Annotated in this window: 14 protein-coding genes and 1 pseudogene; 5 read left to right on the plus strand and 10 right to left on the minus strand. The window is 69.5% G+C overall.

The annotated features are described in order from the left end of the window. The first annotated feature begins 78 nt into the window (after window positions 1-78). The 3 genes from OG303_RS49910 (at window position 79) to OG303_RS49920 (ending at window position 3049) form a co-directional block, all read left to right on the plus strand. Window positions 79-441: a DUF488 domain-containing protein gene (locus OG303_RS49910; RefSeq protein ID WP_405876851.1), complete on the plus strand. Its 363-nt coding sequence runs from the start codon at window positions 79-81 to the stop codon at window positions 439-441. Window positions 442-669: 228 nt separating this feature from the next. Then, window positions 670-1800: a transaldolase gene (gene tal / locus OG303_RS49915; RefSeq protein WP_405876853.1), complete on the plus strand. Its 1131-nt coding sequence runs from the start codon at window positions 670-672 to the stop codon at window positions 1798-1800. After that, window positions 1793-3049: an NAD(P)/FAD-dependent oxidoreductase gene (locus tag OG303_RS49920; protein ID WP_405876855.1), complete on the plus strand. Its 1257-nt coding sequence runs from the start codon at window positions 1793-1795 to the stop codon at window positions 3047-3049. The genes tal and OG303_RS49920 overlap by 8 nt, the downstream gene beginning before the upstream one ends. Before the next feature lie 298 nt (window positions 3050-3347). Here the strand turns inward: OG303_RS49920 and OG303_RS49925 are convergent, their stop codons facing one another. Continuing rightward, window positions 3348-4064 (minus strand): SDR family oxidoreductase, encoded by a 717-nt coding sequence (locus tag OG303_RS49925; protein WP_405876857.1) that lies wholly within the window; start codon window positions 4062-4064, stop codon window positions 3348-3350. Between the two features lie 121 nt (window positions 4065-4185). Here OG303_RS49925 and OG303_RS49930 point away from each other — a divergent pair, with 121 nt between their 5' ends. After that, the gene (locus OG303_RS49930; protein ID WP_405876859.1) at window positions 4186-4587 is read left to right on the plus strand and encodes a MerR family transcriptional regulator; all 402 of its coding nucleotides are present in this window, start codon (window positions 4186-4188) and stop codon (window positions 4585-4587) included. A gap of 19 nt (window positions 4588-4606) precedes the next feature. Further along, window positions 4607-4714: pseudogene (locus OG303_RS49935) on the plus strand (IS5/IS1182 family transposase); the annotation flags it as partial. A gap of 156 nt (window positions 4715-4870) precedes the next feature. Here the strand turns inward: OG303_RS49935 and OG303_RS49940 are convergent. From OG303_RS49940 to OG303_RS49980, 9 genes are read right to left on the minus strand one after another with little or no spacing between them, the layout of a single operon-like run. After that, window positions 4871-7969 carry an alpha-N-acetylglucosaminidase TIM-barrel domain-containing protein gene (locus OG303_RS49940; protein ID WP_405876861.1) on the minus strand — a complete coding sequence of 1033 codons (3099 nt, stop codon included), beginning with the start codon at window positions 7967-7969 and terminating at the stop codon, window positions 4871-4873. A 19-nt stretch (window positions 7970-7988) separates the two neighbouring features. Beyond that, window positions 7989-8894 carry a beta-glucosidase gene (locus OG303_RS49945; RefSeq protein ID WP_405876863.1) on the minus strand — a complete coding sequence of 302 codons (906 nt, stop codon included), beginning with the start codon at window positions 8892-8894 and terminating at the stop codon, window positions 7989-7991. After that, a complete protein-coding gene (locus OG303_RS49950) occupies window positions 8891-9835 on the minus strand; it encodes a hypothetical protein (RefSeq protein ID WP_405876865.1) in 945 nt (314 codons plus the stop codon). The genes OG303_RS49945 and OG303_RS49950 overlap by 4 nt, the downstream gene beginning before the upstream one ends. A gap of 5 nt (window positions 9836-9840) precedes the next feature. Beyond that, the gene (locus tag OG303_RS49955) at window positions 9841-11295 is read right to left on the minus strand and encodes an alpha-L-fucosidase (RefSeq protein ID WP_405876867.1); all 1455 of its coding nucleotides are present in this window, start codon (window positions 11293-11295) and stop codon (window positions 9841-9843) included. Window positions 11296-11300: 5 nt separating this feature from the next. Then, complete coding sequence (locus OG303_RS49960; protein ID WP_405876869.1) at window positions 11301-13448, minus strand: GDSL-type esterase/lipase family protein; 2148 nt, start codon at window positions 13446-13448, stop codon at window positions 11301-11303. 12 nt (window positions 13449-13460) lie between these two features. Then, window positions 13461-14681 carry an SGNH/GDSL hydrolase family protein gene (locus tag OG303_RS49965; RefSeq protein WP_405876871.1) on the minus strand — a complete coding sequence of 407 codons (1221 nt, stop codon included), beginning with the start codon at window positions 14679-14681 and terminating at the stop codon, window positions 13461-13463. A gap of 10 nt (window positions 14682-14691) precedes the next feature. Then, window positions 14692-16698 (minus strand): TIM-barrel domain-containing protein, encoded by a 2007-nt coding sequence (locus OG303_RS49970; protein WP_405876873.1) that lies wholly within the window; start codon window positions 16696-16698, stop codon window positions 14692-14694. Beyond that, window positions 16698-20423, minus strand: a complete 3726-nt coding sequence (locus tag OG303_RS49975) for a beta-galactosidase (RefSeq protein WP_405876875.1) — start codon at window positions 20421-20423, stop codon at window positions 16698-16700. The genes OG303_RS49970 and OG303_RS49975 overlap by 1 nt, the downstream gene beginning before the upstream one ends. Continuing rightward, window positions 20420-24028 carry a beta-galactosidase gene (locus tag OG303_RS49980; RefSeq protein WP_405876877.1) on the minus strand — a complete coding sequence of 1203 codons (3609 nt, stop codon included), beginning with the start codon at window positions 24026-24028 and terminating at the stop codon, window positions 20420-20422. The genes OG303_RS49975 and OG303_RS49980 overlap by 4 nt, the downstream gene beginning before the upstream one ends. Window positions 24029-24045 lie beyond the last annotated feature (17 nt).

Below are 24045 nucleotides of genomic sequence, written 5' to 3' on the forward strand. Positions count from 1 at the left end.
GTGAGGTGGGAGCGGGGAGCGGGGGTGGGGTGACCAGTAGGCAGAACTCAAGTGTGGAGTGACCGTGAGGAGCCGCTGATGACACCGGAGCACAAGGTGCAGGTGCGCAGGGCATACGAGGAACCTGAACGGGGAGACGGCACGAGGGTGCTCGTCGACCGGATCTGGCCGCGAGGTCTGACCAAGGCCAAGGCCGGCCTGGACGAGTGGTGCAAGCAGGTCGCCCCGTCCACGCAGTTGCGCAAGTGGTACCACCACGATCCGGACCGCTTCGAGGAGTTCGGGCGCCGCTACCGCAGCGAACTGGAGGATCCGGAGCGTGCGGAGGCGCTTGCGCATCTGCGCGAATTGGCGAAGCACCGGACACTGACGCTGCTCACCGCGACCAAGCAGCCCGAGATTAGCGAAGCCGAAGTCCTCGCCGGCCTGCTCCGGAGCTGAACTTGGTCGGCGTCCGGCCGGGCCACGGCAGCCGCGCCGCGGTCTGCGATGGGTCCCTGGCCACCGGTGGCGGACGGGCTCGCCCCAGTCCAGCCTGGAGGAAGGCAGGGGTCTCGATGAGGACGGCAGGCCCTGTGACCGGCGCGGTGCGGGCCTAGCCCCAGCGCCGATCCGAGCACCCATCGCATGCGCAGCCTCGGCCGCACGGCGGAGAGGAGAGGCACTGCCATGAATGCGTTGTCCGCACTGAGCGAAGCGGGAGTCTCGATCTGGCTCGATGACCTGAGCCGGGAAAGGCTGGTGTCAGGGAGCCTGGCGAGACTGGCCGAACATGACCATGTGGTGGGCGTGACCACCAATCCGACGATCTTCGCCAAGGCGATCACACACGGTGAAGCGTACGACGGGCAGATCGGCGACCTGGCTGTGCGTGCAGTGGAGGCTGGTGAGGCGCTGCGGGCGCTGACCACGTTCGACGTGCGGTGGGCGTGCGACGTGCTGCGCCCGATCTACGACGCGACGGACGGCGTCGACGGGCGGGTCTCGATCGAAGTGGACCCAAGGCTCGCGCACGACACGGCGGCGACGCTCGCGGAAGCGCGGGCGCTGTGGTGGCTGGTCGACCGGCCCAACCTGTTCATCAAGATTCCGGCCGCCCGGCAGGGCCTGGGGGCGATCGTCGCGTGCCTGGCCGAAGGGATCAGCGTCAACGTCACGCTGATCTTTTCCCTGTCGCGGTACGACCAGGTCATGGACGCCTTCCTCGACGGGATGGAAGGAGCCCGCGCCGCGGGCCGGGAGCTGTCTGCGATCGGATCGGTGGCCTCGTTCTTCGTCTCCCGCGTCGATTCCGAGGTCGACGCGCGGCTGGACAAGGCCGGCAGCGCGCGGGCGGCCGATCTGCGCGGGCGTGCGGCGATCGCCAATGCACGCCTGGCCTACCAGCACTACGAGCGGGTGTTCTCCTCTTCGCGGTGGAAGGCACTGCAGGGCGTCGGCGCGCGACCGCAGCGACCGCTGTGGGCCTCGACTTCCGCCAAGGACCCTGCCTACCCCGACACGCGCTATGTCGTCGACCTGGTTGCCCCGGGCGTGGTGAACACCATGCCCGAGGCCACCTTGCGCGCGGTCGCGGACCATGGGCAGGTGCCGGCCGACTCGGTGCGTTCCGGCTACAGCGACGCGCAGCGGGTACTCGACGGGCTGCGGGCGGTCGGTGTGGACTACGACGACGTCGTACAGGCCCTTGAGGACGAGGGCGTGGAGAAGTTCGAGGCCAGCTGGGAGAGGCTCGCCGAACAGCTCTCCGACACTCTCAGCACAGCGCGTCCGCCTCAGACCGGGGCTGATCATGACTGACAACAGCGCGTATGTGATCGTCGGAGCCAGTCTGGCCGGGGCCAAGGCCGCGCAGGCGCTGCGCGAGGAGGGCTTCGACGGCACGCTGATCCTTATCGGGAAAGAGAGCGAGCGGCCCTACGAGCGACCGCCGCTGTCGAAGGGCTACCTGATGGGCAAGGACGCCCGGGAGCAGATCTACGTCCACCCGCCCCAGTGGTACGCCGAGCACGACATCGACCTGCGCCTGGGGACGGCGGTCACCGCGCTCGACCCGGCCCTGCACGAGGTGACGCTCGCGGACGGCAGCCGCCTCGGGTACGCCGAGCTGTTGCTGGCCACGGGCTCCTCGCCGCGCCGTCTGCCGGTGCCGGGCGCGGACCTGGACGGGGTGCTGTATCTGCGCACGGTCGAGGACAGCGACCGGATCAAGGACGCCTTCTCCTCCGCCTCACGGGTGGCGGTCGTCGGGGCCGGCTGGATCGGCCTGGAGACCGCTGCCGCGACCCGCGCCGCCGGTGTGGAGGTCACCGTGCTGGAGAGGGCTGAGCTGCCGTTGCTGGGTGTCTTTGGCCGCGAGGTCGCCCAGGTCTTCGCGGACCTGCACCGTGACCACGGGGTGGATCTGCGTTTCGGCGTGCAGGTCGCCGAACTCACCGGCAGCGCGGGTACCGTCGACGGCGTGCGGCTGTCCGACGGTACCCGCATCGATGCGGACGCGGTCATCGTCGGCATCGGCATCGTCCCCAACACCGGGCTCGCCCAGGCCGCGGGTCTTCAGGTCGACAACGGCATTCTCACCGACGAGCGGCTGGGCACCTCCGCACCCGGCGTCTACGCCGCGGGGGATGTCGCCAACGCCTTCCATCCCCTGCTGGACCGGCGCATCCGCGTGGAGCACTGGGCCAACGCGCTGCACCAGCCACAGACCGCCGCCAAGGCGATGCTCGGCCGGGAAGCGGCCTACGACCGGGTGCCGTACTTCTTCTCCGACCAGTACGACCTGGGCATGGAGTACGCCGGATACGCCGAGCCCGGCGGATACGACCAGGTCGTCTTCCGCGGCGATGTCGGCGCACGCGAGTTCATCGCGTTCTGGCTGGCACGCGGCCGGGTGCTGGCAGGCATGAACGTCAACATCTGGGACGTCACCGAACCGATCCAGGCCCTCGTCCGCTCCGGCCAACAGGTTGACACCCGAAAACTCGCCGACCCGCAGGTGCCCATCGACTCGCTCCTGCAACGCCGAGGTGTAACCGACCAGCAGTAGCTCAGGCCGCATGCCGCAATTTCAGCGGGATCTAATTAACTGTCGTGTCTCATGAGGTTGGTTCCACGAAGTCCTCGATCGTGAGCTGCCGAGGGAACGTGTCAAGCGGCTCCGGCGGCTGGTCGAAGCTGACGCGGTAATGAACGGTGCCGCATGCAACGGCTTGCTGGCCCCGCTCAGTCAGCCGGTGTCGTGATGTTCGCGGCGCCAGTTGCTCCGAAGTCGCCGCATGCCAGCACCGAGCCCCGCTCAGTACTGGGCGAGAACCGGCGCCGCGATCTGGGTGCACCGGGACGGGTCAGTTCCCGGACGGCACGCTGTAAAGCTGCGCAAGGTCGCCGGAGAGGGCGGCCTTGACGAAGCGGCTGGGGTCGTCGACCAGCACCTCGATGGCCCCGGCCTGCACGCCGTCGAGGCTGGCTCGTGCGACATCGGCCGGGTCGATCTTGGGGGCATCGCGTCCCGCCATCATGTCGGTATCCGCGGCCCCCAGATGCACGCCCTGGACGAGGATCTTCTGATCGGCGAGTTCAACGCGCACGCTGTTGGTCATGTTCCACTCCGCGGCCTTGGCCACGGAGTAGGACCCCGATCCTTGGGGGGTGGCCACCCACGACAGCACGGACAGAATGTTCACGATCGCTCCTTCGCCGTTGGAACCAAGGTGTGGAGCGAAAGCACGAATGACCCGGAGCGTACCGAAGAGGTGAGTTTCCAGATCCTGCCGGATCTTGTCCAAGTCATCGGTCAGGAGCTGCGCCCCGGTAGCGATGCCGGCGTTGTTGACCAGTACCGCAACGTCCCGCGCTGCCGCAGCTGCAGCGGCGATCGATTTCTCGTCCAGCAAGTCCAGGTACAGCGGCGTGACCCGCGAGTCGGACGTATCGATCAGCTCCGGGCGGCGAGCAGTGGCATAGACCTTCTTGGCTCCCCGAGCCAGCAGCTCGTCGACGAAGCGCCGACCGATCCCGCGGTTGGCTCCGGTCACGAGTGCGGTGGAACCGGCAATATCCATGATCATTCCTTTCAGCGGGCGGAGGAAGATTCGTTTCCGCCACGCACCGCCTACGCTAAAACTTGACGTTGACGTCAGGGGCAAGCCGTGGCGGGCGACATTGCGGGGAGGAGGAGTCACGATGCGTATCGGCGAACTGGCCAACAAGGCCGGGGTCAGCACGCGCGCCCTGCGCTACTACGAGGAACAGGGCCTGCTGCAGCCCCAGCGCACGACCAGCGGTCAGCGCGTCTACTCAGAGTCGGCCGTGGACCGTGTGGGGATCATCCAGCAGCTCTACACAGCTGGTCTCGGCAGCCGCCTGATCGCGGTCCTCCTGCCCGCCATCGACGCCCGCCACGTCGACCCCGAGCTGCTGCAACGCTTGCTCGACGAGCGCTCCCGTATCAAAGGGAAGGTCGCCGAATTGCAGGACGCGGGCCGCCGACTCGACATGCTGATCAATCTCGCCACACACCCGGGTATCGACTCGTGCCCCACCTCGCTCGACCATGCGGTGACTCGGGAATCCGCCTCAGCCTGACGCCGCATGGCACCAATCTCTACGCGTCCGCTGGGAACGACGGGACGACATCCACGAAGCCTTCCTCGGCCTCGCCGTGTGCCTGATCACCAACAGGCACGTACAGCGGCTTTGTCAGGGCCAGTAAGGCAGTCACAGGCGTGGTCGTGCTGTGCAGGCGGCCGCAGTCCCAGGCGGCGAGCCGTGGACGACCGTGCCGGGGCCGGTGTCGTCCGCTGCCGGGCCGTAGCCCGGTGCCGCGCTTCCGCCTGGGTGTGGCTGACCGCCGCCGCGGTCACGGAGATCAGGTCACCGTGAATCCGTCGAACGTGGCGATGCCCCGTCCGTCCATCCAGCCGTTGGCCGCGGTCATGAAGACCCCGACGTCCTGTGCGGCAGCCGCGCCTCCCGGTGTGGCCGTGCCCACCGTCGTCCAGGTGACGCCGTCCGTGCTGGCCTCACCGGTGTACGAGGCGCCGGACCTGGTCAGCCGCAGCCGCACCGGCGCGGTGAAGGAGCCCGACTGTTCGATCGAGTCGAAACGGCCGTCACCGTCCGCGTCCCAGCTCAGCGCGCAGCCGTTGGACGGTGTGATCGCCAGGTTCACATAGCCCGCGGTCCCCTGGGTGCCCAGGTCGTTGCGGACGATGAGGCCCGCCCGTGCCCAGCCCCCGGACGCGTCCTGGGACGTGACCGTGACCTGGGCCACCGTTCCGTCCTTGTACCCGCCCGCCCGGTACACCGCCCCGAACTCGTTGGTGCCGGCCCACAGGTCGGCCCCCGCGCCCTCGATGGCGATCTCGTCGCCGGCCTGGCCGAACACCGCGTCGTTGTAGGAGACCGTGCGGTACGGGTCGCCGACCCCGGCCGCGGCCATCAGCCGTACCGGCGCCACCGCCTTCCCGCCTCCCGCGTACGCCGCCGCCGCGACGACTTGGCCGACCAGTTCCGAAGGCGCACCCGCCAGAGAGACCTCGAAGCGAGCGGCGAACGTCTCGCCGGACGCCACCGACGCCTTGCTCACCGGATCGAGCGGCTTCACCGCCATGCCCTCGGGGGCGGTGACGGAAAGGGTCACGCCGCGTGCCGCCGTGAACCCGTTCCTGTTGGTGAAGGTGACCGTCACCGTCGCGGGCGTGCCCTCGGCCACCGCTCCCCGGTCGACACCTGCCGTGAGGGCCGCCTGGTAGGGAGTGGTGGCGAGCAGGTCGCGCACGCTGCGGGCCAGGGCGTACGGGGAGCCGTGGGGATCGGTCGGGTACGTCTCGTGTGCGTGCGCCCAGCGGTCCTCCAGGGCGAACCAGTCGATCGTCGCCGGGTCCTTTCCCGTGGTGAGCGCGTTGAAGTACGTCTGCCAGCGGGTGCGGTACAGGCCGCCGACCAGTCCGGACCACTCCCGGTTCGCGTAGTCGTGCAGGCCCTCCTCGCTGCTTTCGCGTCCGCCCCAGGTGGTGATGAGGGAGCGGACGTCGTACTCGAGGCGGTCCTTCTCGGCCCGGTCGGCGCCCCAGGAGCGCGCGTCGGCGAGCCACGGCCCGAGCAGATGTGGGCCGGAGGTCGCCAGCAGGTCGTCGAGGAGGTCCATCCAGCTCAGCCAGGTCTTGGTCAGCTTGCCGAACAGGGACTTGTCCCCGGCATCGTGTGCGGCCTTGATCTGCGGCAGCAGGACCCGGCTGCGGTTGGACAGGACCTGCCGGGCCACGTCGACGACGTCGTAGCGGTAGGCCGAGCTGTCCCTCAACCCCGCTTGTACCGCGAGGAGTTCGGTGAGTGCGGCGTCGAACGCCGTGGTGTCGTAGCGGTCCTTCTCCGGCCCCCAGGCGGCGGCCTTGTTCGCCGTCAGGCTCGGACGGGCGCCGAACAGGCCGTCGGGTGCCTCGCTCCAGGAGTCCGCGCGGGACATGTTGTACGCGGTGTCGCGGATCGTCTGCCAGGCCGCGGCGGCATGCCGGTCGGGGCCGCCGTAGCGGGAGAGGGCGTACGCGGCGAACCAGTCGTCCAGGTCCACGGTGCCGGGCGTCCAGGCCAGGTCGGTGAGGAGGGCGAGGGCGGGCGCGTTGTTGTCGGCCCCCTCGGGCATCGCCGCGATACCGGCGAGCGCACTGCCCTTCTTGTCACGCCACTTGGGGTACTGGTCCACCCAGTCCGGGGCGTTGGCGCCGATCGGGGTGTGGCCGCCGAAGTTCCAGATGCTGCCGAAGGCGTACGGGGTGCCGCCCCAGTCGCTCTCCCGGTCCGTGACGGTGGTGTAGCGGTCCGAGAGGCCGTCCACGATCAGCATCCGGCTCTTGTCGACGCCGTCGAGGAGTTCCTTGGCCGGGTTGTTCTGCCAGCCGAGGATCGCCCAGACGGCCCCCGGGTGGGCCTTCTGCAGGGCCACCTCGACGGCCTTGGCGGCCTCGCCCACCGGCACGTCACCGGCGTTGCCGCCCTCGTGCAGCAGGTCCATCTTGTACATCGTGCTCTCGCCGAATCGTTCATTCTGGGCACGGTAGAAAGCGGCGGCCACGTCGTCGAAGGCCGTGGTGCGCGGGTCGAGCCAGTCGGGGCGTTTGAAGGCGCCCCAGGTGCCCTGCGCCACCACCGCCGCGTCCCCGCCGTGCTTGGCGGGGAAGTCGTCCGGGACGCTGCCGTAGTAGCCCGGCAGGACCGGCGTCATGCCCAGGTCACGTATCCGGTCGGTGATCTTCTCGGCGAGCGCGGCACGCTTTTCGATGAGCTGCCGGGAGATGGGCCCGCCGAAGCCCGACATGTTCTGCAGCAGCCACCAGGGCTGGCGGGCGGGGGCCGGGATCCAGGCGCGCATCTCGGAGTCGGTGTAGCCGAACTGACGGAACGTGTCGTAGTAGACGGCGTCGCCGCCCATGTAGACCAGGACCCGGTTGACTCCGTGTACGGCCAGCACGTCCAGCTCGTACTGCCAGGCGTCCCAGTCGCGGTAGGCGCCGGTGTAGCCCTCGTTGGTGTCGTTGAAGGCGAAGCGGTGCGGCACGTTGGCCGTTCCCGTGATCTCCGCGGCGGGCGCGGGGAGGGTGCGCGGCAGGTTCAACTGCTCGCCGGTCCAGGAGACGGAGGCGTGCGCGGTCCGCCGCAGGTAGGTGTGGAGGCCTGCGAGCAGCACGGCGGGGCTGGTGCCCTCCACAGTGATCTGTCCGGCCCGGCCGGTGACCCGGAAGCGGTCGGTGTCGTCCTTGACGGCCCGCAGGGTGAGCTGCTGGTAGTGGTCGGGAAGCAGCCGCTTCACAGCGGCCGCCGCGGGCGCGGTGTTGAACAGGGCGCCGTCGGCCGCGTACGCGCCCTGCGGGAGGGGCAGCAGCGCGGCGCCGCCGAGCACGACGGCGCCGGTGAGGATCCGTCTGCGGGTGACACCTGTGATGCCGAGGTGGTCTCGGTTGTCGTGCATGAACGTCCTTCCGCAGAGCTCAGTTGATCGGCGTGATCGTCAAGGCGAAGATGTGCAGGGCCGGGGCGCCCGCCTGGATGCCGTCGCTGACCTTGGGCAGGACCACGAAGCGCAGTTCCTTGCCGGCCGCAAGATCGACGCCGAACGTGAACAGGCTGACGGGGTTGTCGTCCCGGCCGGAGCTGATGTGGCGGTAGGGCAGCACCACCGCGGCGGAGGAGTTCGCGCCGTACCAGTCGGGGACGGCGACCGAGAACGCCTGCTCGGTGCCGTCGGCGTAGACGACCTTGCCGTCGCCCTTGCCCTCGCCCCAGGTGCTGGTGGCGAGGAAGGACAACCGGGAACCGGAGCCGGACAGCAGCACGGTCTGGCCGTAGGAGATGACGTTGTCCTTGCTCCCGGGCCGGGTGTCCGGCCAGGTGAAGGGCACCCCGTCGTAGGTGACCGTGGCCCCCGGAGTCAGCCCCACCGACGCCAGCGCCTCGGCGGACAGGCTGGAGTTCGAGCCGTCGATGTTCGCGACGGTGAGGACGTCCTCGGTGGAGATCCCCGCGTTGTCGAACGCCTTGGGCAGCGAGCGGTACGGCAGCAGGACGGGGATGGTGGCGCGGGTGCAGTCGGAGCCGTGGCGGTGCACGTCGAAGAGGGCGTGCGCGGTGAACACGACCCGGCCCTCCGCGTCGTCGGCGAGCCGGGTCCGCCAGGTGCGGGTCACCGACCGTCCGGGCGCGAGGTCGCCCAGGCCGTCCTGTTCGGCGGAGTCGTCCACGGCGAGATAGAGCACGGTGCCGCGCAACGCGATCCTGGTGGAGTTGGTGAGGGTGGCCGTCAGGGTCACGGTCTTGCCGGCCTCGGGTGCGGACGGGGCGACGGTGAGTGAGACGGGCGGCGAGAGGAAGTCCTCCTCGGGACGGTAGGCGGTCACGAGTTCTCCACGGTGAAGTGGTCGAACACGGCCTGGACCGTCGTGCCGGGGTAGTTGAGGTTCACGGCGCTCGCCACCACGCCCGCGTCCAGGGCGCCGCTCGCGGAGGGCACGGTCGCGCTCGCGATCTCGTTCCAGGAGAGGCCGTTGTTGATACTGGTGTACGCGGTGTAGGTGGTGCCGGAGCGGACCAGGCGCAGCAAGGCGGGATGGGTGGAAACGCCGCCGCCTGCCCAGGTGTCGAGGTGTCCGTTGCCGTCGCTGTCGGTCATGAATTCCACGCCGTACGACTTCGACATGGTGAGTACGGCGTAGCCGCCCTTCTCCGGGGCGGTGAGGTCGTTCGCGACGGCGATCCCGTACTTGGCGGTGGGGTTGTCGCTGCCGGTGAGGCTGACCGTCTCGACCTGCACCACGCTCGACTCGGCGGCGGAGCCGGGAAGGAGGATGCCGCCCTTCTCGTCGGTGCCGCCGGAGAAGTCGCGGCCGCCCGCCCAGATCACCAACTGGCTGCCGTACTGGCCGAACTTGGCGTCGTTGGTGGTGGCGAACGTCCGGTACGGGTCCCGCACCTCATTGGGCTCGTAGGGCACCGTGAACGTCTTCACGGACCGCGCGCAGTCGCTGCTGTCTTCGTCGACGTCGAAGACCAGGTGCGCGGTGAACGACACGTCCCCGGCCACGTCGGCCGGCATCGCCGTCTCCCAGCGCCGGGTTGTCTTCGCGCCGCGCCCCAGGTCGCCGAGCGGGATGGTCTTCGCCGCCGTGGTGGCGCCGGGGTTGATCAGGTGGAGCACGGCGTTGAGGAGGGGGAAGGGGCAGTCGTTGGTGAGGACCGCGGTGGCGGTGACCGTGTCACCGCCGGCCGGCTCCGCCGGCTGCGTGGTGACGGTGAGGGTGGGGCCCAGGGTGTCGAACTGGGTGCCGTTGCTGATTCCCATGCCGCTCACCGGGCCCAGTCGACGGTGAAGACATTGGCGATGTCGCTGGGCAGGGAGGACGGGACGGTGATGTTGATCTTTCCGTCACCGCGGGTCCACCTCAGACTGCCGCTCGTGCCGAGCAGCCGGATCCGGGACGTGGCGCTGATGGGGATGTCGCCCGGCACCGAAAGGGTGCCGCTGGGCTTGCCCAGCACGATGATGTTGAACTTGCCCGGGGAGACGGTGTAGCGGATGCCGAGCGGGCTGCCCCCCTCTTCTGCCCGCACCCAGGGCGTCGACCCGTAGATCGCGGGGCCGTTGACCTTCAGCCAGGCGCCGATGTCCATCAGCCGCTCCTGCATGATCTCGGGGATCGTGCCGTCCGGCTTGGGGCCGATGTTGAGCAGCAGGTTGCCGTTCTTGCTGACCACGTCGGCGAGCAACTGGATCAGGAACTCGGAGGTCTTGTAGTCCTCGTCCGGCTCGTGCTTGTTGTAGCCCCAGGAGTAGCCGATGGTCATGCAGCACTCCCACTTCTGGGGATCCATCGTGGGATTGGTGCGCTGCTCGTACGTCGCGAAGTCGAAGTGGGTGTCGAACCGGTCGTTGATCACGACACCCTTGGGGCGCGTACGGTTCTTGGCCTGGTTGTAGTAGTGGGCCATGGGTTCTTCGCTGCGCCACGGCGGGTTGTCGGCGGGCCGGAACCACTGGCCGTCGGCCCAGAGCAGCTCCGGGTCGTAGCGGTCGATGATCTCGTACAGCTGCTTGAGCTCGTAGTCGCCGACGTAGTCCTGGACCGGCTTGTAGCCGGTCATCGGGATTTCCTGGTCGGTGTAGAAGTTGCGCATCGGCCGGCCGATCGCCGGGTTGAAGAACTCGCCGAGCGAGTAGTACAGCCCGGGCCGCACGGTGCCTCGTTTGCGGGCCGCGGTCATCAACTCGCCGACCAGGTCACGCTTCGGGCCGTACGCCACGGAGTGACGGTCCGTCACCTTGCTCGGGTAGAGGGCGAATCCGTCGTGGTGCTTGCTGGTCAGCGCGAAGTACTCGGCGCCCGCCTGCTCGAACAGCTTCACCCAGGCGTCAGGATCGTACTTCTCGGCCTTGAACTGCGGGATGAGGTCGTCGTAGGTGACGTTCTCGCCGTAGGTGTCGCGGTGGTACTTCCACTCGGCGGAGTCCTTGGTGCTCTGGTACCACAGGTACCACTCGGAGGCGCTTCTCGGTGTCGCGCCGCCGATCACCGAGTAGATGCCCCAGTGGACGAAGATGCCGAACTTGGCGTCCTTGTACCAGCGCGGCACCGGGTGGGTGTCGAGGGATGCCTTGGTGGCCTGGTAGTCGGGAATGCCCGGGACTCCGGACGTGGTAGCCGAGGTGAGCGCCTGGGCGGTGCCGGGCGGGGCGAGCAGCACCGCGCCACCGAGGGCGGCAGCGGTGGTCATGAAGTGTCTGCGGTTGACTGGCATCAACATGCCTCTCACTCTTGGGTGGAGAAGGAGTCAAAAAGTGCGGTCGTGATCTGGCCGGGGTAGTTGAGGTTGACCGCGCTCGCGACCAGACCGGCGTCCCCGGTGCCGCTCGCGGAGGGAACGGTGGCGGTGGCGACCTGCTGCCAGGCGGTGCCGTCGGAACTGGCGTACGCCGTGTAGGCGGTACCGTCGCGGACGATCTTCAGCCAGGCGGGGTGGTACGAACTGCCGCCCCCGGCCCAGGTGTCGAGCTTCCCGTCACCGTCGCTGTCGGTCATGAACTCCAGGCCGTACTGCGCGGACATGGTGAGCACCGCGTAGCCGCCCGCATGAGGCGAGGTGAGGTCGTTGGCCACGGCGATCCCCGCCTTGGCGGACGGGCCACTGCCGGTCTGACCGACGACCCGGGCGGTCACGGTGCCGGACGGCGGCGCGGCGTCGGCGAGGTAGACCGCCGCCTTCTCGTCCTTCCAGCCGGACAGGTCCTGGCCGCCCGCCCAGATGGCGAACTGGTCGCCGTTCTGGGCGTATTGAGCCTTCTCGGTCGTGGTGGCGGTCGTCAGATACGGCGCCCGCACCTCGGACGGGGCGGGGGTCACCGTGGCGTCCACGCTGTCGGAGTCGTGCCGTGTCCGGCCGTCCTGGACGAAGGAGGTGCGTACGCCGATCTCGTGGGTGCCCCAGACCGCGTCGGCCGTCGGCGTCACCGTCCAGGTGACCTTGGCGCTGTCGCCCGGGGCGAGGGAGCGTACCCGCGTGCTGCCGGCCGGTTCGGCGGACCAGCCGTCGGGGAGATCGAGACGCGTGCTGACCTCGGTGACCGCTTTGGTGCCCGTGTTGGTGACCATCGACGTGATCTCCGTGCCGTCGCCGCCGGCCTGCAGGGTCGGCCGGTACGGGGTGATCCGGACGCGGGCAGACGGGCAGTCGCGGCCCGCCCCGAGAGTGGTGAGGTCGACGGCGTCGGCGAAGGCCTTCATCCCGACGTCGTTGGGGTGCAGATGGTCACCGGAGTCGAACGCGGCGGCGTAGCGGGTGGGGTCGTCCGGGTCCCGTACGGCCTTGTCGAAGTCGGCGTAGCCGTCGAAGACGCCGCCGTCGCGGACGAACGTGTTGACCTTCTGCCGGTCGGCCTCCTTGGCCTCGGTCCACCAGTCGCCCCAGCCGCGATACGGCACGACCGTCGCGCCGATCACGCGCAGCCCGCGTTCGTGGGCGCGGCGCACGATCTCCTTCATGCCGTCGATCACCTGATCACCGGTGGCGCCGCCCCAGCTGAGATCGTTGACGCCCTCGAACAGGACCACCGTCCGGGCGCCCGGCTGCGACAGCACATCGCGCTCCAGCCGGTCCAGCGCCGACGGGTTGCCGTCCACGCCCGCCGTGATCCGGTTGCCGCTGATGCCCTCGTTCAGCACCCCGGCGGTGGACGAGCAGGCCGACAGCCGCCCCGCCAGATAGTCGGGCCAGCGCCGGTTGGCGTTCGACGTGGAGGCCGCGCCGTCGGTGATGGAGTCGCCGAGCGCCACCACCGCGCCCGCCGCGTTGCCGCCCTGTACGTCGACACCGGTCAGGAACGGGAAGGTGGAGTCGGTCTTGGTGAAGGCGTCGCCGTCGGCGTCCGCGGCGTGGTCGCCGCCTCCGTCGGGTGTCCAGTAGACGGTCTGGAGGCCCATCCAGTGCTGGCTGATGTGGGTGAGCCGGCCGGGGAAGTACAGGCTGACGACCAGGTCGCTGCGGGACGGCACGGTGAGCTGGACCTGATCGCCGGCCGCCTGCTCGCCGGCCGCGATCGTCACCCCGCTCTTCCCGCCGAACCGCAGCTTCTGCGGCTTCGCGACGGCGGAACCGCCATCACGAAGTCCGACCGTCGCGTGTCCGATCGTCACCGGCTCGGTGGTGAAGTCGTTGGTCAGGCGGATGCGCACGCTCGACCCGCCGGCGCTCACCCGCACCGGTATCCGAACCGTCACTTCCGAGGTGCCCGGGTCGTACGCGGCGTGCTGGGCGGTCGCCCACGTCCCCGTCCAACCCGGCTGCGCGGTCTCGGCAGCGGCCGGCGCCACCGGAAGCAGGGCTGCCACGGTGGCAGCCAACGCCGTGGCCAGGACCGCGAATCTTCGGTGCCCACGCAGGTGTTCAAGCCGTCTGGACACGGTTCCTCCTCATCAGGAACAGCCGCGGCCGAGGCCGAGGGACGTCAGGTCGATGGAGTCGGCGAATGCCTTCATCCCGGCGTCATTGGGATGCAGATGGTCACCGGAGTCGTACGCCGCGCCCAGCCGCTGCGGATCCGCCGGATCCCGGACCGCCCGGTCGAAGTCGGCGTAGTCGTCGAAGACCTTGCCGGAGGCCCGGACGAACGCGTTGACCTGCTGTCGCCGCGTCTCCGTCTCCTCGGTCCAACCGCCCCAGGTGAAGTCCTTGTACGGGGTGATGGTGGCGCCGACGACCCGCATCCCGCGCTGGTGCGCCCGGGCGGCGATCTCCGTCATGCCGGCGATGATCTGCTCGGCACTCGCCCCGCCGAGATCGTTGATCCCATCGAAGAGGATCAGAGTCCTGGCGCCCGGCTGGGAGAGCACATCCCGGTCGAGCCGGTCGAGCGCCGAGGGATTCGTCGCGGTCCCGGCGGTGATCCGGTTGCTGGTGATGCCCGCGTTGAGCACCCCGGCGCCGGGCAGGCAGGCGTTCAGCCGGGCCGACAGCAGATCGGGCCAGCGCTGGTTGGTGTCGGCCGTCGAGTAGGACCCGTCGGTGATCGAGTCGCCGAGCGCCACCACCGACCCGGTCCTCGGCGCGGTCACGTCGACGCCGCTGAGGAACGGCCAGCTCGTGGTGGTCCAGGTGTAGGCGGCGCCGGAGGTGTCGGCGGCGTGGTCACCCGCACCGTAGTCCGTCCAGTACACGGTCTGCTGCGCCCACCAGTGATCGGTGATGTGTGTGACCTGGCCGGGCAGATGGAGACTGACGACCAGGTCGGCCAGTGCCGGCACGGCGAGTCCGACCGGATCGCTCACAGCCTGGCCACCCGCCGGAATGGTGACCGCGCGCTTCCCGCCGAACCGCAGGTCGTACGGGCGGGCCACGGCGGAACCGCCGTCGCGCAGGCCCACGGTCGCGTGCCCGATCGTCACCGGGTCGGTGGCATAGGCGTTGGTCAGCCGGATGCGTACGGATGAGCCGCCGACGCTGGTGTGCACCGGCATCCGTACCGACACCTCGGACATCCCCGAGATCTCGTAGTGCTCGCTGGCCGCCGTCGCCCAGGTCCCCGTCCAGCCGCGCCCGTCGCCTTGCTGACCGGCCTCGGCGGGTGCCACCGTCCCGGCCACGACGGCCGAGACCGCCAGGAGCAACGCCGCGAACCTGCCGCGTATCCCATGCATCTGACGCCCCTTACTGTTCCGCGCCGGTGCGCGCGAGCGCCGCGTACGCCTTGGTGGCGCCCTGGGCCTTGAGGTTCACGAACGCCGGCGTCACTCCGAGCGGCGCCGCGTACCCCTTGAGCGTCACGGGGCCGCGGACGACCTTGCCGTTGGTGACGTCATGCCACGTTCCGGTGGGCAGGAAGACGTCCCGGGTGGTGCCTTCGTCGAGCTTCGGTGCGGCCAGTACGGCCGGGCCGAGCGTCCACTCGTCGGCGACCGTGTAACTCGCCTCGTCCTTCGGGAAGTCGAAGAACAGCGGCCGCATGATCGGATCGCCGGTCTTCAGGGTGCTCTGCACCTGGTCCCAGATGTAGGGAGCGAGCTTCTCGTGCGTCTTGATCGCCTGCCGGTAGAGGTCGACCGTCTCGCGGTCGTAACCGACCCACTCGCCGGTCGTCGCGTCCCGTACGCCGGTGGGCGAGGTCGAGGCGTACATCAGCGGCATCAGGGACGCCGCCTGCGCCCAGCGGGCCAGGACCTGCTTCGTGGGCGGCGGGTAGCTGAGCGAGCCGCCGATCATGTCGGTCTCCACGAACGGGTAACCGATCATGGAGACCGCCAGGTTGGCCGAGACCGCGGCGCGCAGCCCCGCGAAGGTGGTCGGCTTGTCGGCCGTGCGGGTGGCGAAGCCCTTGGCCTGCGCGGCGTTCCACGCGACCCGCAACCCCGCCCCCTGCTGATCGAACTCGTCGGCCAGCTCGGTGCCGTACTTCACGTAGTCGGCGCGGGTGGCCCCCGGGTAGGGAGCGCACCGGTCGTCGAAGAAGGCGGTGTCGAACTTGAACCCGGCCACCCCCAACTCGCTTGTCTGGTCCTTGAGATCGTTGGTGTACCACTGCCGGGCGGCCGGGTTCGCCAGGTCGATCAGCCCGGTCTGGCGGCCGTTCCACCAGGTGAACAGGCACGGCTTGGACGGGTCGGACGGGTCCTTCAGCAGATACCCGTTGTCGACGGCTTCGGAGAAGTCGGCGGCGGTCTCGGGCATGTACAGGCCCGTCCACATACCGAGGTCGAAGCCGAGGCGGCCGAGTTGCCTGGACAGCGCGGGCAGATCGGGGAAGCGTTCGCCGAAGTCCGAGGCGATCACGCTCTCCTCGATCTGCACCGCGTGCCCGCCGAGCCCGGCGCCGGCCAGCGCACGGGCCCAGGCGAGGACGTTCTCCTGGGTCTGCTCGCCGTAGAGCTGCGCCCAGGAGTTCCAGAGCGGTGTGGCGTACTGCTCGTAGGGGGTGTCGGAGCGTTCGGGCTTGCCGACCAGCGCGATGTGGTCCCGGTACACCTCGGCGGGGGTGTCCTCGACGAACACCGTGGAGGCGGCGGGTCGGTCTCCGGTGACGGTGAACTCGCCGAGCCCGTTGCCGCCGGAGTTGATCCGCACGTCCATCGGGTCGTTCGTGTCCGCCCACAGTCCGGTGGCGCTGGAGGTGTACCAGAAGGGGGAGACCACTTGGTAGGACGCCGGGCTGAACCCGGTGTCCACCACTTGCCCGGAGTCCAGCGGCCACGGCTGGACGGTCTGGTCGCTGTTCTCGCCGTGTCCGTACCAGTGCCCGGCGCTGCTCAGGTCGTACGCCGTGCTGAGCGCGTCGGCCTGTGCGCCCGACAGGGACCAGTTCATGTCGTACCGGTCGGAGCGCAGGGTGATCCGCAGATCGATGGTGACGCCCGGCAGGTCGGTGGCGGCGGTGACGCGCAGGGTGTTGCCGTCACGGGTGCTGCCGGTGACCTCCCCGACGATGTGCCAGTCGGAGCCGATCCGGAACCGGAACGCCGCGGGCGCGGTAGCCAGCACGGTCCGGCCCGCCCGTACTGTGGTGAGGGTCAACCGGTCCGTGGCGACGCGCAGTTCGTAGGCGGGTGTCGTGAGGGTGACCGGCCCCCCGGAGTCGGCGGCGGCCGGTGCCGTGCCGAGCAGCGGGGCGGCCAGCACCAGCGCCGCCGAGCTGCGGCGGACGGTTCGTCTCAGACTGGGCATCAGGCACCGCCGCCGCAGGTCAGCTTGGCGTCGGCCCAGTCGGCGTGGTCGAGGGCGTTGCCGTCCCCGGCGTCCGAGACGACGAGTTCGAGCCGCCGCGCGCCTGCCACGTCGACGTCGATGTTCTTCGTCGCGGTGTCCCGGTCGACGGTGCCGCTCTCGTAGACGGACGTTCCGTCGGCGAGGACGGTGTAGGTGACGGTGGCCGGGCCGTCGGACCGGCCGTACGTCTCCTGGTCGAGGCCGAGCGCGGCGTGGAAGGTGGTGCAGGTGCCGCCGAGCCACACCTGCACGCTGCTGGCGGCGTGCGTGCCCAGGCCCTTCTCGTAGACGGTGTCGTGGAGAGTGAGCGGCAGGCCGTCGCCCTCGGCGTTCTCGCCGACGGACTGGTCGCGTTCGACCGGGCCCCAGCCGTTGCTGCTGGAGGCGAACGGCAGATCGCTGACGTAGTGTTCGCCCGCCGTGAGCGGCGGTGGCTGCGCCGCCACCACCTGTTCCCCCGTCACCGAACCGGGTTTGCCTGCCCGGGTGAAGTCGGCGGTGACGCGGAGGATGGCGACGGTGGCGGTCTTCTGGTCGGCGGGCACGGTGACAGTCCACTGAGCCTTCGCCGAGCCACCCGGTTCGAGGGTGCCGAGTTTCACCGGATCGGCCGGGGTCGCGTTCCAGCCGTCGGGCAGCTTCGGGCTCAGGGTGAGGCCGCTGAGCGTCTTGGCGTTGCCCGGTACGGAGGCCGTCGCCGTGACCTGGTAGGTGGTGCCCGGCTCGACGCTGTCGGGGGCGTCGACGGTCACCCGCGCCGGGGTGGCCGGGTCGGCGTAGGTGGCGGCGTCGTAGGCCGGGGCAGCCACATCGGCGACCCGCAGCGAGGACGTGACATTGCCGAGCGTGGTCAGGCCGACCTTGCCCAGGCCGCCGCTCTTGGTGTCCTCGCTCCACGAGGCGATGGCGATGGCGTTCTTGCCGTCGGCGCGCAGGATGCCGTTGGGGATGGGGAAGGTGTGCTGGGGACCGGTGTCGTTGACGTAGTTCCCCATCAGCCAGCCGTTGACGTAGATGAGGGCGCGGTAGTCGCGGTCGGGGTTGTCGGTGATCGTGACGCCGACGGAGACGTCCTGGCCCGTGGGCAGCTTGGGGTTGAAGGTGGTGCGGTACCAGGCGATACCGGGAGTGGTGTCACTCGTCGGCAGCGTGGCCGCGTCCCACGACCCGTCAGGGAATCCGGGCAGGGTCCAGCCCGAACGCTCCCCGTACAGACCGCCGTTGTTCATGTGCCCGCGCACCGGGTCGACGGGCTTCTCGCCGCCCCGCGCACCCTGGATCCGCCAGGTGATCTGCGCGTCGGAGCCGGCCAGATACGCCGTGGTCAGGCCGCGCGGTTGCTTGTGGTCGTCGCTGTTCCAGGTGAAGTCCTCGTTGTGGCCCATGGTGCCGACCAGGACGGAGACCACGTTCTCCTTGCCCTTGTGCAGCAGACCGTCGGCGATGGGGAAGGTCTTGCGGCCGGTCTGACTCGTCCCGGCGAACTTCCCGTTGATCCACACCGAGTACGCACCCACCGCCGCCGAGCCGGTGTCCGGGTTGGTGGCGTAGGCGGTCAGGGAGAGGGACTTCTCGGTGCCGGTGGCCTTGAAGCGGCCCCGGTACCAGACGTAGCCGTAGTGGTAGCCGTACTCGTCCTGATAGAGCACTGGCAGAGTCCCGGGCTTGGTCGGGTTGTTGGTCGTCAGCTTGTCGGCGTACGTCCAGGACGAGTCGTCGAAGCCGGGGGCGGCCTCGGGGGTTTCGGCGGACGTCTTCCAGCCGGTCAGCTCGGGGAGCTTGACGTCCTTCGGGCCGGGCACGGTGCCCAACAGGCTGCCGGAGGAGGTCGGTTTCACGCTCAGGGGTGCGCCGTTCCAGGTGACGTTCCGTACGCCGGACGGGGCGAAGACCTCCAGCGGGCCCGCCTTCTTCGCGTCGCCGGTGAGGGCGAGCGTCGTTCCCAGGCCGGTGACGGTCGCCGTGCGGACCAGTTCGGTGCCGCGTTCCAGGACCGGACCGGCTGCCGTGTCCTGCCGCCAGAGGTTGGCGGCCTGGTCGTCGGTGCCGATGAGCAGCAGCAGGTCGGGGCGGCCGGCGCTCTGGACGAGGACTCGGGTGACGCCGGAGTGGGTGTAGTCCAGCTTCAGGTCGCCGCGCTCGGCGTCCCAGCTGACGTCCGCCTTGCCGTCGAGCACGGTGACCTTGGGCTTGGCGGCGTAGCGGAGCATCGTCTGGCCGGGGTCGCCCTCACCGCCGTACAGCACGGCTTGTGTACGGCCACCGGTCTTCGCGCTGGTCAGCAGCTCGCTGGTGGAGTAGACAAGCCGCTGCCCGCCGCCGAGGTCGTGGCCGGCGATGAGGATCTTGCCGGTCTTGCCGTTGAGCCGGGCGGTGACCGGATAGGTCCCGTCCGGGGTCTTCCAGTCGAAGGTGGTGGTGGCGTCGGCGTCGGCCATCGGGTCGCTGTGCCGGAGGTAGAGGAACTGGGTTTTGGTGTCCGGGTTGGCACGCGCCTCGATGTGCACGGCGTCGTTGGAGGAGGCGGGGGCGTCGGCCGGATCGGTGGCCGTGAGCGGGGCGGTGGTGGTGTAGAAGAGGCCCTGCCGCTTCATCTCGTCGTAGTCGGCGCCGGTCTGGCGCGGCTCACTGATCGGTGCGCCGTAGTCGTACGACGTGTAGACCTGGCGCGGGTCGGCGAGCCAGCCCCAGTTGGTGCCGCCGTAGGTCATGTACAGGTTCTCGATCGTCGTGCCCTGCATGACCTCGTGCTTGTTGACGATCTTCTGGTAGGCGGGGCCCATCTTCTCCGGGCACTTCTCGTAGCCGGTGTCGCCCCAGGTCTGGAACCAGCCGGTGCCCGCCTCGAAGATCGACAGCGGCGCGTTGTCCTGCTGCCGTTTGAGGGTGGGCAGCCACCACTCGCCCTTGCAGAAGGAGTTGTACTGGTCCAGCTCGCCGACGAAGTCCAGGCCCTCGCCACCCGCGTACTGCGGCATCGGCTCGTTGCCGACGAGGGGCACGGTGATGCCGTCGGCCCGTACCTGCTTGGAGAGATCGACGATGTAGTCGCGGCCTTCGGGGTCGTACAACTCGTTCTCGACCTGGTAGAGCAGCACCGGGCCGGTGCCGTTCGTGACCTGGTGGCGGGCGAGGATCTTGTCGATCTCCTTGAGCCACTCGCGGGCGGCGTCGAGGTATTCGGGGTCGGTGGAGCGGGCCTGCCCCTTCTGCGTCATCAGCCAGCCGGGGAACCCTCCGCCGTCCGTCTCGGCGTTGATGTACGGGCCGGGCCGGGCGATGACATAGAGCCCGGCCTCCTCGGCCATGTCGAGGAGCTTGTCGACGTCACGGATCCGGGTGAAGTCGTAACGGCCCTTCGCGGGGGAGTGGTAGCCCCAGTCGAAGTAGATCGAGACGGCGTTCATGCCGCTCGCCTTGATCTTCTGGAGCACGTCGCGCCACAGGTCGGGACTGGGGAGCCGCCAGTAGTGGAACTCCCCGGACCAGACGAAGAGCCGCTTGCCGTCGACCTTGACGGAGTGCTTGTCGTAACTGACGGTGTGGGGCGTGGGCTTGGCTGCCGCGGCGTCGGCCGGGACCGTGGCGTGTGCGGGCACCGCGGCGGCGAGGACCGCGAGCAGTACGGACACGAGCGCCGCGGACAGCAGGGCTCTCAGTCGTCCGACTCGGGCGAGGTTCACGAGGCGCCTCCCGCGCAGGTCAGCTTGGCGTCGGCCCAGTCGGAATGGTCCGAGGAGACATCGCCGGCACCGTCGACCAACAGGTCCAGCCAACGGGCGTCGGTCACATCCACGTCGATGTCGGTGCCGCCGTCGGAGCCGCGCACCACCGGGGTTGTGGTGAGGGATCGGCCGTCGGCGATCACCTGGAAGGAGACGCTGCCGCCGTCGCCGACCTCGTCGTCCACCCCGGCGGTCGCGGTGAAGCGGGTGCAGCCACCGCCGAGATAGACCCGGACCTGGCTGTTCGCGTGCACGCCGAGGCCCTTGGTGTACGTGGTGCCGCCGATGCTCAGGGGACGACCGTCATCCGCCGCGTCCTCCCCGTTGGAGGAGTCCTTCTCCACCGGCCCCCAGCCGTTCACCGCCTTGACCAGGGTCAGGTCGCTCACATAGGCGTCGGCGGACAGCGCGGGCGGTGGCACCTGTACGGCGCGTATACCGGTGACGGTGCCCGGACGGCCGGGCTGGGTGAGCTTGGCGGTCGCGGACAGCACGGCGTAGTGAACCGGGTCACCCGGCGGGGTGACGGTGTAGTCCGCGGTCACCGTGGCGCCGGGCCGCACAAGGTCGAATCGGGTTTTGTCGTCGGTGGTCGCGGTCCAGCCGTCCGGGACCTTCAGCGTCAGCGCGACGTTCGAGGCCTTCGGCGCGTCCTTCGGCACGCTGAGGGTGACGGGGACCTTGGTCGCGGTGCCGGTGGCCAGGAACGGCTCGGCGTCGACCGTGACGTGAGCGCCCGCGGCCGGCATCGCGTAGGTCTTGGCGTCGTATGAGGGCGCGGACACTGTATCGACCTTGATCCCGCCCGCCGAGGCGCCGAGGTCGACGAGCTTGGCCGAGCCCGGGCCCGCGCCGGCCTTGGTGGACCACACGGCCAGGGCGATGGTGTTGTCGCCCTGCTCACGCAGGAGGCCCTTGGGGATGACGAACCGTGTCTGGGGTCCGGTGTCCGGTAGGTAGCGGCCGATCAGCCAGCCGTTGACGAAGATCTCGGCTCGATAGCCGGTGCTGCCGCCTGCGGCTTCGGCGAGATCCAGCGCGAGCGCGTTGTCCTGGCCCTGCGGCAGGTCGAGCCGGGCGGAGGTGCGGTACCACCGCACGCCGGGCTCGGTCTTGGCGGCCTGCCCGGAGAGGGTGGTGCTCTTCCAGCTGCCGTCGGGGAAGCCCGGCAGCGACCAGCCGGCCCTCTCCCCGTACAGCCCGCCGTTGTTGTACGGGCCCCGTGCGGTGTCCACCGGGTCCTCGCCGCCCCGGTTGCCCTGGATCTTCCAGGTGAGGGTGGAGGCCCCGCCGATCACCTCGGCACTGAGCAGACCGCGCGGCTCCTTGGAGTAGTCGTGGCCCCATTCCTCGTTGTGGCCCGCGTTCTCCACGAGGACGGAAAGGACGTTGTCCCCGCCGTCTGAGGCGGCCTTCAGCGTGCCCGCCGGGATGTCGAAGGTGTGCGCGCCGTCGCCGGAGCTGCCGAGATAGCGGCCGTTGAGCCACACCGCGTACTGGCCCGTGTTGCCGGTCTTGGCGTCGAGTGCGAGCGCGGTCGCGGCACCGGTGGTCTTGAACCGGCCGCGGTACCAGACGTTGCCGTGGTGGAAGCCGTACTCGTCCATCGCGAGGACCGGCAGCGACCCGGCCAGCGCCGCGTTGTTGGCGGTGAGGTGGTCGGCGGTGGTCCAGGTGGAGTCGTCGAAGCCGGGAGCGGACTCCGGCGCCTCCTCCTTGTACTTCCACGTCGTCAGCTTGGGCAGCTCGACCGGGAGCGGCGCCTGGGTGACGGCGACCTCGCGGCCGTTCCAGGTCACCTTCTTGGCGTCCGCGATGACCTCTATCTTCTCGGCCTTGGTGGAGTCACCGGTCAACTTCAGGGTGCCGTCCGCCAGTTCGGCCGTACGGACCAGGGACGGCCCGCGTACGAGGACCGGGCCCGCGGCGGTGTCCTGCCGCCACCAGTGGGCGGTCTCGGCGGTGTCGGCGATCAGCAGTTCCATGCCGTTCACCAGCACCCGGGCCAGACCCTTGTGGGTGTAGTCCAGGCGCAGGTCACCGCGTGCGGCGTCCCAGGTGGTGGTGACATCGCCGTCGAGGACGGTCACCTTGGGCCGCTCGGCGTACCGCAGCACGGTCTCGCCGGCCTCACCCGCACGCCCGTAGAGCAGCGCCACCTCCCGGTCGCCGATCTTGGCGTGCGTCATGATCTCCGACGTGGAGTAGACGAGCCGCTGGTTCGCGCCCAGGTCGTAGCCCGCGACGAGGAGTTTGGCATCCCGGCCGTTGACGGTGATCGTTCCCTGCTGGGGGACCCGCGGGTAGTCGCCGTCCGCTCCCTTCAGCGACAGCGTGGTCTCGTCCTTGTCCTTCACGCGCGTGTCGGCGTGCCGGACGGTCAAGAACTGGGTGCCGTCGTCGGGGTTGACACGCCGGTCGATGCGCAGGGCGTCGTCGGAAGGAGTGGGAGCCTCGGCCTTGTCGGTGCGCGCCAGCGAGGTGACGGAGTTGACCATGTACCCGAGCCGCTTGAACTCCTGGTACTTGTCCGTCAGTTGGCGGGACTCGTTGATCGGGGCCCCGTAGTCGTACGACGTGTAGACCGCGTTGGGGTCGGCGAGCCAGCCCCAGTTGGTGCCGCCGTACGTCATGTAGAAGGACTGGCCGCTCACCCCGGCGGCGATGTTCATCTTGCTGAACACCCGGGTGAAGTCGGTGCCGGTGAGCTTCGCGCAGTCCTGGTATCCGGTGCCGCCCCAGGGGTCGAAGGCGCCGCCCTGTGCCTCCGGGATGATCAGCGGGGACTCGGGCTTCCACTCGTTGACGTACGAATAGTCGGGGAGGTTCTTCCAGGTGTCGGGGTCCTTGCAGTCGAAGCCCTGCGGGTAGGCGTCGAAGCCGTAGATGTCCGGGGCGCCCTTGCCGCTCACCCAGTTCTGGTTCGCGCCGCCGTCGTTGACGAAGGTGGGCACATCGATGCCGTCCTCCTTCGCCCAGTCGATGAGGGTCTGCATGTAGTCGGCGTCGTGGCGACCGCCCTGGTACTCGTTCTCGACCTGATACAGGATCACCGACCCTGTGCCACGGGTGAGTTGGTGGCGCGCGATGATCGGGTTGATCCGGCTCATCCACTCCCGGGCCGCCTTCAGGTACTCCGGCTCGGAGGTGCGGTTCACGCCGGCCTGGGTCGACCGCCAGGCGGTCATGCCGCCGCCGGAGACCTCCGCGTTGATGTACGGGCCCGGTCGGGCGATCACATACAGGCCCGCCCGCTCGGCCTCGTCGAGCAGCCGCTCCACGTCACGGGTGCCGGTGAAGTCGTACGAGCCCGGCTTGGAGGAGTGATATCCCCAGTCGAAATAGAGCGAGACCGCGTTGAATCCGCCCGCCTTGATCTTCTGCAGGACGTCGCGCCACGCGTCGGGGCTGGGCAGCCGGAAGTAGTGGAACTCGGCGCCCCAGAGGTACAGGGGTTTGCCGTCGACCCGTACGGAGTACTGGTCGTAGGTGACGGTGTGCTGCGCCGGGGTCTGCTGCTCGGCCTGGGCCGGTGTCACGACACCCGCGCCGGTCAGGGACATGGCAGTCAGCGCTCCGG

The organism is Streptomyces sp. NBC_00005 (assembly GCF_045160215.1).
Taxonomy (GTDB): domain Bacteria; phylum Actinomycetota; class Actinomycetes; order Streptomycetales; family Streptomycetaceae; genus Streptomyces.

What these genes read in the sequence shown, in the direction of transcription:
- OG303_RS49925 (WP_405876857.1), bottom strand. Translation starts at nt 4,064, where the DNA reads ATGGATATTGCCGGTTCCACCGCACTCGTGACCGGAGCCAACCGCGGG.
- OG303_RS49980 (WP_405876877.1), bottom strand. Translation starts at nt 24,028, where the DNA reads ATGTCCCTGACCGGCGCGGGTGTCGTGACACCGGCCCAGGCCGAGCAG.
- OG303_RS49940 (WP_405876861.1), bottom strand. Translation starts at nt 7,969, where the DNA reads ATGCACGACAACCGAGACCACCTCGGCATCACAGGTGTCACCCGCAGA.
- OG303_RS49910 (WP_405876851.1), top strand. Translation starts at nt 79, where the DNA reads ATGACACCGGAGCACAAGGTGCAGGTGCGCAGGGCATACGAGGAACCT.
- tal (WP_405876853.1), top strand. Translation starts at nt 670, where the DNA reads ATGAATGCGTTGTCCGCACTGAGCGAAGCGGGAGTCTCGATCTGGCTC.
- OG303_RS49950 (WP_405876865.1), bottom strand. Translation starts at nt 9,835, where the DNA reads ATGGGAATCAGCAACGGCACCCAGTTCGACACCCTGGGCCCCACCCTC.
- OG303_RS49965 (WP_405876871.1), bottom strand. Translation starts at nt 14,681, where the DNA reads ATGCATGGGATACGCGGCAGGTTCGCGGCGTTGCTCCTGGCGGTCTCG.
- OG303_RS49970 (WP_405876873.1), bottom strand. Translation starts at nt 16,698, where the DNA reads ATGCCCAGTCTGAGACGAACCGTCCGCCGCAGCTCGGCGGCGCTGGTG.
- OG303_RS49920 (WP_405876855.1), top strand. Translation starts at nt 1,793, where the DNA reads ATGACTGACAACAGCGCGTATGTGATCGTCGGAGCCAGTCTGGCCGGG.
- OG303_RS49930 (WP_405876859.1), top strand. Translation starts at nt 4,186, where the DNA reads ATGCGTATCGGCGAACTGGCCAACAAGGCCGGGGTCAGCACGCGCGCC.
- OG303_RS49955 (WP_405876867.1), bottom strand. Translation starts at nt 11,295, where the DNA reads ATGTTGATGCCAGTCAACCGCAGACACTTCATGACCACCGCTGCCGCC.